Here is an 8,361-nt window from a genome sequence, read left to right as displayed (position 1 = left end):
TCTTTATAGCAGGTGCTGTAGTTCAATGGCTCCGGGATGGCTTGCATATGATTCGCTCCTCTTCCGAAATTGAAGAACTGGCCAACCGGGTTGAAAATACAGACGGCGTTTACATGGTGCCTGCTTTTGCCGGTTTGGGAGCGCCACACTGGAACCAACATGCCCGCGGCACCGTATTCGGTTTAACCCGCGGTACCACCCGCAATCATATTGCAAGGGCCTGCCTGGAAAGCATTGCCTACCAAACCATGGATGTGTTGAAAGCGATGGAATCAGATGCCGGTTTACCCATTCAACAATTACGTGTGGACGGAGGCGCCACGATCAATAACATGCTGATGCAGTTTCAATGTGATCTGTTACAGGTGCCGGTAATCCGGCCAGAGGTCTACGAAACAACTGCGTTAGGGGCTGCCTACCTGGCTGGCTTAGGGGTAGGCTACTGGGAAAGCACAGCAGATATTCAACAACAATGGAAAGCTGCCAAAGAGTTCCAACCCCAACGCAGCCCGGAAGAAATGCTTCCCTTCAAAAAAGGCTGGGAAAGAGCCATTAAGGCAAGTATTGCCTGGGCCAATGAAACATAGCGCTGATTTAAACGAAAAATAATTTGTATGGTACGTAGCGGAATGATAAACAAGCTTATTGATACTTCTGAATGGGATATCTGTATTGTAGGAGGAGGTGCTACCGGACTGGGAATTGCAATTGATGCGGCTTCCCGCGGTTTTAAAACCATCCTGGTTGAGCAGGCCGATTTTGCCAAAGGAACTTCCTCCCGATCTACCAAACTTGTTCATGGAGGGGTACGTTATCTGCAGCAGGGAAATGTAAAACTTGTAATGGAAGCCTTGAAAGAACGGGGAAGGCTTCGTAAAAATGCCCCACACCTGGTAAAAAATCAATCCTTTCTGCTCCCGAATTACAAATGGTGGCAGGGCCCATTTTATGGACTTGGCCTAAAAATTTACGATTGGATGGCCGGTGATCTTGGCCTCGGACCCTCTCTTTTCCTATCGCGCGAAGAAACCCTGGAAAGAGCCCCCACCCTGGACCCTGAAGGATTAAAAGGCGGTGTGCTTTTTCATGACGGGCAATTCGACGATGCCCGGCTGGCCATTAATATGGCACAGACAGCCGCAGAACAAGGTGCCGTTCTGCTCAACTATATGAAAGCCGGCCGGCTGATAAAAGAAAACAATCAACTGGTGGCCCTGGAAGTTATTGATCAGTTAAGCGGTGATAACTATACCATCAAAGCCTCCTGCATCTTTAATGCAACCGGGGTTTTTACAGATCATTTAAGAAAAGCAGATGATCCGAAAAAGGAGCCGGTACTATCTTTAAGCCAGGGCACTCACCTGGTGGTAGACAGAAAATTTTTGCCCGGTGATACCGCTATTCTGATTCCGGAAACCTCCGATGGAAGGGTTTTATTTGCCGTGCCCTGGCACCAGCATACCATTATCGGCACTACCGATATTCCGGTAGCACAACCCAGTATGGAACCTATTGCAAAAGAAGAGGAGATCCAGTTCATTCTCGACAATATCAAACTTTACCTGGCAAAAGACCCGCAGCGATCTGATGTACTGGCCGTTTTTTCCGGACTGCGCCCACTCGTTAAAGGGAATGCCAGCAGTACTTCCGGATTATCAAGAGATCATTTTATTGAAGTTAGTGAATCCGGGCTGATCAGCATTACTGGCGGCAAATGGACAACCTACCGGAAAATGGCGGAGGATGCTATTCGGGTTGCTATCCAGGAGGGTAAACTCGAAGACAGGCCCTGTATTACCGCCGAACTGCCCATACACGGTGCAATGAAAGTGCCGAATTATACCGATCATGGATATTATTATGGAACAGACTGGGTAAAAATCCAGGAATTATCCAAAGAAAATAAAGACTGGGCTACGAAAATTCATCCAGACCTTCCCTATACCAAAGCAGAAATTATATGGGCCGTCAGAGAAGAAATGTGCATGACCGTAGACGATGCCTTATCCAGAAGAACAAGGGCAATTTTACTAAATGCCGGCGCGGCAATTACAGCCGCTACCACGGTAGCTCAACTCATTGCAACAGAACGCAATCTTGACCGGCAATGGGAGCAGGAACAGATCGATGCATTTTGTAGTATTGCCGCCAATTACTTAGCCAAATAAACCCCGCTTGTTATATGATGAACCCCTATTTAGCCGAATTTGTTGGAACCGCTATTCTGCTGGCTTTTGGAAATGGAGTGGTAGCCAATGTATTATTGAAACAATCTAAAGGCCATAACAGCGGATGGATTGTTATCACATTTGGATGGGCTATGGCTGTATTCCTGGGTGTTTTGGCCGTTTCAAAATTCAGCGGAGCCCACCTGAATCCTGCTGTCAGTATTTGCCTGGCATTAACGGGTAAATTTCCCTGGGCAGATGTTCCGCTTTATATCCTGGCACAGCTTGCAGGGGCCTTCACCGGAGCAGTACTTATGTGGCTCTGTTACAAAGATCATTTCTATGATACTGAAGACCAGGGCTTAAAACTGGCGGTGTTCAGTACCGGTCCGGCCATCAGAAAACCTTTCAGTAATTTCCTAACGGAAGCAATTGCGACCGGTATTTTTTTATTATTGGTACTGCTTATAATAGCGCCTACGGATAGCCTTGGATCGCTCGATGCCCTGCCTGTTGCCTTATTGGTATTGGGGGTAGGGTTATGCTTTGGCGGCCCTACCGGTTATGCCATTAATCCTGCAAGGGATTTGGGCCCGCGTATTGCACACTTCCTCCTACCTTTAGGACCGAAAGGCAGCAGTGATTGGGGATATGCCTGGGTACCTGTTGCAGGTCCCATAGCCGGCAGTTTCCTGGCGGCAGCCTTGTATAAAATATTGTTCTAAACACCACAAACGATCATATAGCTAAACTGTAATTCCATGGTTCGTATTTTTCAACTTCTATCATTCCTTCTAATTATGTCAGTAGCAACCGCCCAGAGTCCGGAAGAAAAATTAGCCCAGCTTGGTATTAAACTACCCGCCGTTTCAAAACCGGTGGCCAATTACGTTAATATTGTTCAAACAGGAAAACTGGTATACTTATCCGGCAAAGGCCCCACTACACCCGATGGAAAGGATATTACCGGTAAAGTAGGTAAAGACCTGAGTATTGAAGAAGGGTATGCAGCAGCAAGAACCGTTGCCTTTAGCCATATTGCCGTATTAAAAGATTATTTAGGCGATCTGAAAAAAGTAAAACGGGTTATTAAAGTATTGGGTATGGTAAATTGTGAAAGCAGTTTTACTCAACAACCCAAAGTAATGAATGGCTATTCCGACACCATGGTTGAAATCTTTGGTGAAAAAGGCAAACATGCAAGATCAGCCGTAGGTTTTCATGCCTTACCCAATAATATAGCTGTGGAAGTTGAAGTTATTGTAGAGATTGAATAAAGGCTTCCAATAACTCGTTTATAGCCGCGGCATCAAATATTTTAGCGTAATAAACACCGTTGAATGCTCCGGGTGTGGCCTGCAATTTACCTTTAAGCGGATAAGGTCCGGCCACCCCAAGGTATTCTTCCTGGCCGTCTTCCGTTTTAAAACTTACTTTAAATAGGTATAGCTTCTGTTTTTTTCCCGCTATCCTCCTTGTTTGTTCTTTAATAAACTGAAGATCTGCTTCACCCGATTCATTCCAGATCTTTCTGAACAAATGAGAGGTAGCAATACTTTTCTGATTCCGCAAGATGGTCGGAAACGATTTGGCAAAACCCGCATCTTCCAGCTCCTCCCAAACCCTGGACCTGTAATAGAGATCTGCAGCAAGGCGCTGAATGGTTTGCGCGGGCGCCGGTTTTTTGCGAAGCAGCAACGCAATAAAGGTAGAATACTGAACATCCAGGTTCTTGTGTAAAGCAAAGCTATCAAGGCGCTGCCTGCTTCCGGCATCATCATAACTAATTAAAAGATCCAGCAGGCCGTCGAAATAAAGGGGCAACTCCAGATTTTCTGCCTTTTGTTCCTGGTTATATTCGTCCGCCAGATAAAATAAAGCCGGTTGTACATTTCTCCACGCTTCATCACTTAACTCGTTTCTTTGCTTCAGGTCATAGACCAATGCCGGTAGTATCTTTTTTAATAACGAATCATTTTTGTTGTCCAATATAAATGGAATGATAGTGCCTGCAAGCTCAAGACTGTCTTTCATTGATCCATATAAAATACCGGCATTGCCGGCTACAGGAAGCCCGGATTTCAGCAACCCTTCCAACACTTCATAGCTTTCTCTGGTATACATTCTGGCCAATATCGAAAGCAGGGGGTATTGCAGTTCAGCATTTCGTTCCCTTAACCCTGCATAAACTTTCTGAATAAACGAAATGGTTGGCGCATTATTAAATTCCAATACCCGTTTAATCAGCTCATCGTGCGCACAGGAAGCACGTTGGCTGAAATCGATCATCGGGTGCAGCAACGCCTCCTGAAGCATTGGAAGGTCAGCAGAATCGATGTATACCCATTCCAGGGCAGCTTTCGCCTCTTCAAATGCCAGTGAATCAGGCAAGAGCAACTCATTAAACACCAATTTTGCTTTGGACCTGGTGTATTGGTTCTTATTAGGCGATAACAACTTAAAAGAGCTGTACGTTTTTTGATAGGCTGCTGCCTGGCTTATTTCCGGAGACATTATACCTGAAAGCGAATAAAGTGTATCGCCACTTGCCAATAGTTTTATACGGCGAATATTGTGAGTACCCTCCATTTTAACCGTTACCTCTACAGAGCGCTGTCCCTGCTCTTCATGAATGGTATAGGGAAGAATACTATCGGTATCCACAATAAAATCATTCAGTTGTTCCCTGAAAAAACTGCTGTCGTTAGCCGTTCGGTAAAATTTATTAAGTGGCTCTTTTTGTATCTGAAGCGTTACTGCCGTGGTAGTATCATATAGAATAAACCGGGATAAGCCTTCAGACAAGACCGCCGACTGATCTACTGTAAAGATACCGGGCGACTGAATACTAAAATTTTCATACGCAGGATGTCCGTCTACTACCTTAGAAGCTACATAAGGCAGGAACCGCACGCTTTTTATAAACCTGTCTGCCTGTTCCTCCTGCTCCCTGGTCGGATAATAACCAACCACCATGGAATAGCGTCGGTTTCCCCTGTTTACCACGTTAAACCGAACGTAGACAGAATCCTTTTCCACTTTTGTTCCCAGCAACATGGAAATACCCGGAAAGCCGTCCAGGCTTGTAAACGAATGCTGCAGTAACTTATGGGTATTACTGGTGGTGTACTGGTCAACCAGGTCCTGAAAATAAAGGCTGTCCAACCGGGAATAATAGCCCTTCTTCGTTTCCATCGCCGTAATAGAGTAAAAAATACGGCTTTGCGGATCTGTTCCTGAATACGTTTGGTTGTACCAGGAAGAATCGCTGTTTGGCGAAGAATAATCAAGCTCTATTGGCGCTTCAAAGCTGAATTGTTGGCGGGCATATATCTTTCTTCTCCATCCCTTTACCGGCGGCGGCAATGGTTTTTTCTTATCAATAAAAGAGGTAAAAAAAACTGCGGCATTATGCATTTTTAACCCCGCTTTTGACATAGAGAAAATCATATTCATTACAATTCCTCCGGCCACCGGGTGCACCGCCATTGTAACAAATCCATCTTTTGTAGAGGCTTCAATTTCATAGGCTTTTTTCCCATTCAACAGCCAGGAAGAATCACGGAACAATTTTCCTTCCGTTGCATAATAAGAAGGCATGAGGCGGCATACTGAATCAATTTCTGCAGCTGATTTGTTCGCGAGCGGAATATACCCCGACATAAAACCAGACATACTAAGCGGGTCAAAATACATCCTGGCCTGGTGAAATCCGCCCATGCCATCAAGGCTGGTAGCCGATCCGGGCATACGGATACTGAAATCTCCATCGCCCCATTGAATAAGTTGCCAGTTATATGCAGTAGGATGCGCCAGGTAGGTATCGGGAGGAATTTTTGTGGCTGATACAACCGGCTCTACCTGGTACCCCCTGTTACGTAGTAACTGAAGCATACCAGAATCACCGGAAAGATGTGCCGCACCTACCGCATAAAAACAAGATCGCACAGCGGTAAGACTGTCCATCCTTTGCACCATGGTAAGGTTCCGCCGATTTAACTGCCAGGCGCCGTAATTGCCGCCAGCATTGTTTACAATTTCCTGCATCTGGTACAGGTTGCCAGACAGATAAATATCCACGAAACGATCAATCATTTTTTTCCTGTCTTTCTCTGTTAGCAATGCTGATTTTATCTGCTCTTCCAACCCTGCAGGATCAGCATTGAGCTGCTCGTCAATTTTTTCAAGTGCGCCCACCCATTTTCCTTCGCGCCTTGCAATGCCATACAGAAAAGCATCTACAAAAGTGGGCATATCATCTTCTTTCCGAAAACCCATAGACCAGTTAGTAGTTGCTGCTTCCAGTTCCTGAAGGGTAATGGCGTAGAGTTTTTTTCCAAACTTTTTCTCAAGTGCCTGTTTGTATTTTTTTCGCTGGGCAGGGCTGATATAATCTCTCAGAAAACGTACCGCTTCATCGGAGCTACCCGTTTGTTTTATCCAGGAGCTCACTATTTCGTTCATATTATTCATGTCCAGCTCACCGGCAAACCCCTCCACCGATTTAAGAGATGCATACAATGAATCTGTAAAATAAAACAGCCGTTTATCCTGCAGGTGCATGGTTCCATAGAGGTAAGAGTTCGCTTTGCTGTTGGGATGTTTGATCCTCCAAAGCAGGCTGGATGGAGCTTGTGCCCGGGTAACCAGAGAAAAGGAAAAAGCCGCAATAAAGAGGATCAGGGTGCGCATCATTCGAATCTTGTTAGCCCACCAAAATACTACCTTAAATCGGTGCTTACAAGCCTTGTGCATCGATGGCATCCAAAATAATACGGCAGGCTTTTCTGATTTCTTTCTTTGAAATACTCAGCGGGGGGGCTATACGCAGGCAGTTAGCACCAAAAAGAAACCAGTCAGTAAGCAGGGCCTTTTCGATGCAATAATCAATTACCTGTTTATTTACTGCAAAACTCTCGAATTCTACCGCTATCAGCAGACCTGCAGCGCGCAGGTTGGTGATGGCAGGGTGTTGCAGCAATTCCCGGAACAAGGCTTCCTTTTCCGGAACCTGCTGAATCCATTTTTCTTTAATCAGTACCTTCATAGCTGCAAGTCCGGCTGCACAACTTACCGGGTGGCCGCCAAAAGTGGTAATATGCCCCAGCACCGGGTTCAGGGTAAAATGATCCATTAATGCTTTATCGGCTACAAAAGCACCCAATGGCATACCCCCGCCAAGTGCTTTACCCAGTAAAAGGATATCTGGTACCACTCCATAAGCCTGAAATCCCCATAAATAACCGGTTCTGCCGAAACCTGTCTGGATTTCATCCATAATAAGGAGGGTGCCGGTTTCTTTGCATCGCTGCTGTACCTGCTGAAGCCAGGCCGGATCTGGTGCATGTACACCTTTTTCCGCCTGCACCGTTTCCAGGATAACGCAGGCGGTGAGGTGATTGATTTCCTCCAGCACGGCCGCATCATTATAGTTGAGGTGCAGTATATCCGGCAGTAATGGACGGTAAGCGTTTCTCCAATATTCATCTCCTATCAAGCTTAATGCCCCCTGAGTAGAACCATGATAGGATTGATTAAAAGCAATTATCCGGGTTCTGCCCGTGACTCTTTTGGCAAGCTTCATGGCGCCTTCGGTAGCTTCCGCGCCGGAATTCGTAAAATAGACCGAATTAAGGCTGGCCGGCAGGTGTTCGGCCAGGTAACTGGCATAAGCTACCTGTGGTGTTTCAACCAACTCCCCGTATACGAGCACATGCAGGTATTCACCGGCCTGCTTCCGTATTGCTTTCACCACTTTGGGATGACAGTGGCCTACATTACAAACACTTATTCCGGCAATCAGGTCAATATAGGTTTTGCCCTGCCGGTCAGTGAGCAGGGCACCCTTTGCTTTAATAATTTCAAGCGCAAGCGGAGCCGGCGATGTCTGGGCAATATGCTGGAGAAATAATTGACGTTGATTCACCTTGCAAAGTAAAAAGTAAAACGGCAAAAGTCAAAAGCAAAATAAGCCCAAGTCAGGTTTACGAAGCAGGATGCTGGCTGAACAGTAAGAACAACCCAGGCAGGCTATTCAAAGGCCGGTTCAACGATCCTTTATGCCTTTTGGCCGATTGCTTTCGGAAACGCGCTCAAAAACAAAATACCTTGGTCTCAGAAACAAAAAATAAACCTGATATATTTTTCTCATAAGCAGTTGGTTTTGGTTAAAAAGCCCTGGTTTCAACCGGGG

At 45.8% G+C, this 8,361-nt stretch carries 6 protein-coding genes; 4 read left to right on the top strand and 2 right to left on the bottom strand.

What is annotated here, in order from left to right; translation table 11 throughout:
- The 4 genes from A1D16_RS06360 to A1D16_RS06345 form a co-directional block, all read left to right on the top strand.
- Positions 1-587: FGGY-family carbohydrate kinase (locus A1D16_RS06360; protein WP_290708465.1), on the top strand; the 587-nt coding region annotated here is incomplete at its 5' end.
- 27 nt (positions 588-614) lie between these two features.
- Positions 615-2,168 (top strand): glycerol-3-phosphate dehydrogenase/oxidase, encoded by a 1,554-nt coding sequence (locus A1D16_RS06355; RefSeq protein WP_290708464.1) that lies wholly within the window; start codon positions 615-617, stop codon positions 2,166-2,168.
- A gap of 14 nt (positions 2,169-2,182) precedes the next feature.
- Positions 2,183-2,893: an MIP/aquaporin family protein gene (locus A1D16_RS06350; RefSeq protein WP_290708463.1), complete on the top strand. Its 711-nt coding sequence runs from the start codon at positions 2,183-2,185 to the stop codon at positions 2,891-2,893.
- A 75-nt stretch (positions 2,894-2,968) separates the two neighbouring features.
- Positions 2,969-3,445: a RidA family protein gene (locus tag A1D16_RS06345; protein WP_290708461.1), complete on the top strand. Its 477-nt coding sequence runs from the start codon at positions 2,969-2,971 to the stop codon at positions 3,443-3,445.
- Here the strand turns inward: A1D16_RS06345 and A1D16_RS06340 are convergent.
- The gene (locus tag A1D16_RS06340) at positions 3,426-6,863 is read right to left on the bottom strand and encodes a TraB/GumN family protein (RefSeq protein WP_290708459.1); all 3,438 of its coding nucleotides are present in this window, start codon (positions 6,861-6,863) and stop codon (positions 3,426-3,428) included. The genes A1D16_RS06345 and A1D16_RS06340 overlap by 20 nt on opposite strands.
- Positions 6,864-6,906: 43 nt before the next feature.
- Positions 6,907-8,094, bottom strand: coding sequence for an aspartate aminotransferase family protein (locus A1D16_RS06335; RefSeq protein WP_290708458.1), 1,188 nt, complete (start codon positions 8,092-8,094; stop codon positions 6,907-6,909).
- Between the last annotated feature and the right edge of the window lie 267 nt (positions 8,095-8,361).

It is taken from the genome of Flavihumibacter sp. CACIAM 22H1, from assembly GCF_001601815.1.
Lineage (GTDB): Bacteria > Bacteroidota > Bacteroidia > Chitinophagales > Chitinophagaceae > Flavihumibacter.
The sequence above is the reverse complement of the archived record's forward strand: the minus strand, read 5'-3'. Positions and strand labels throughout refer to the sequence as shown.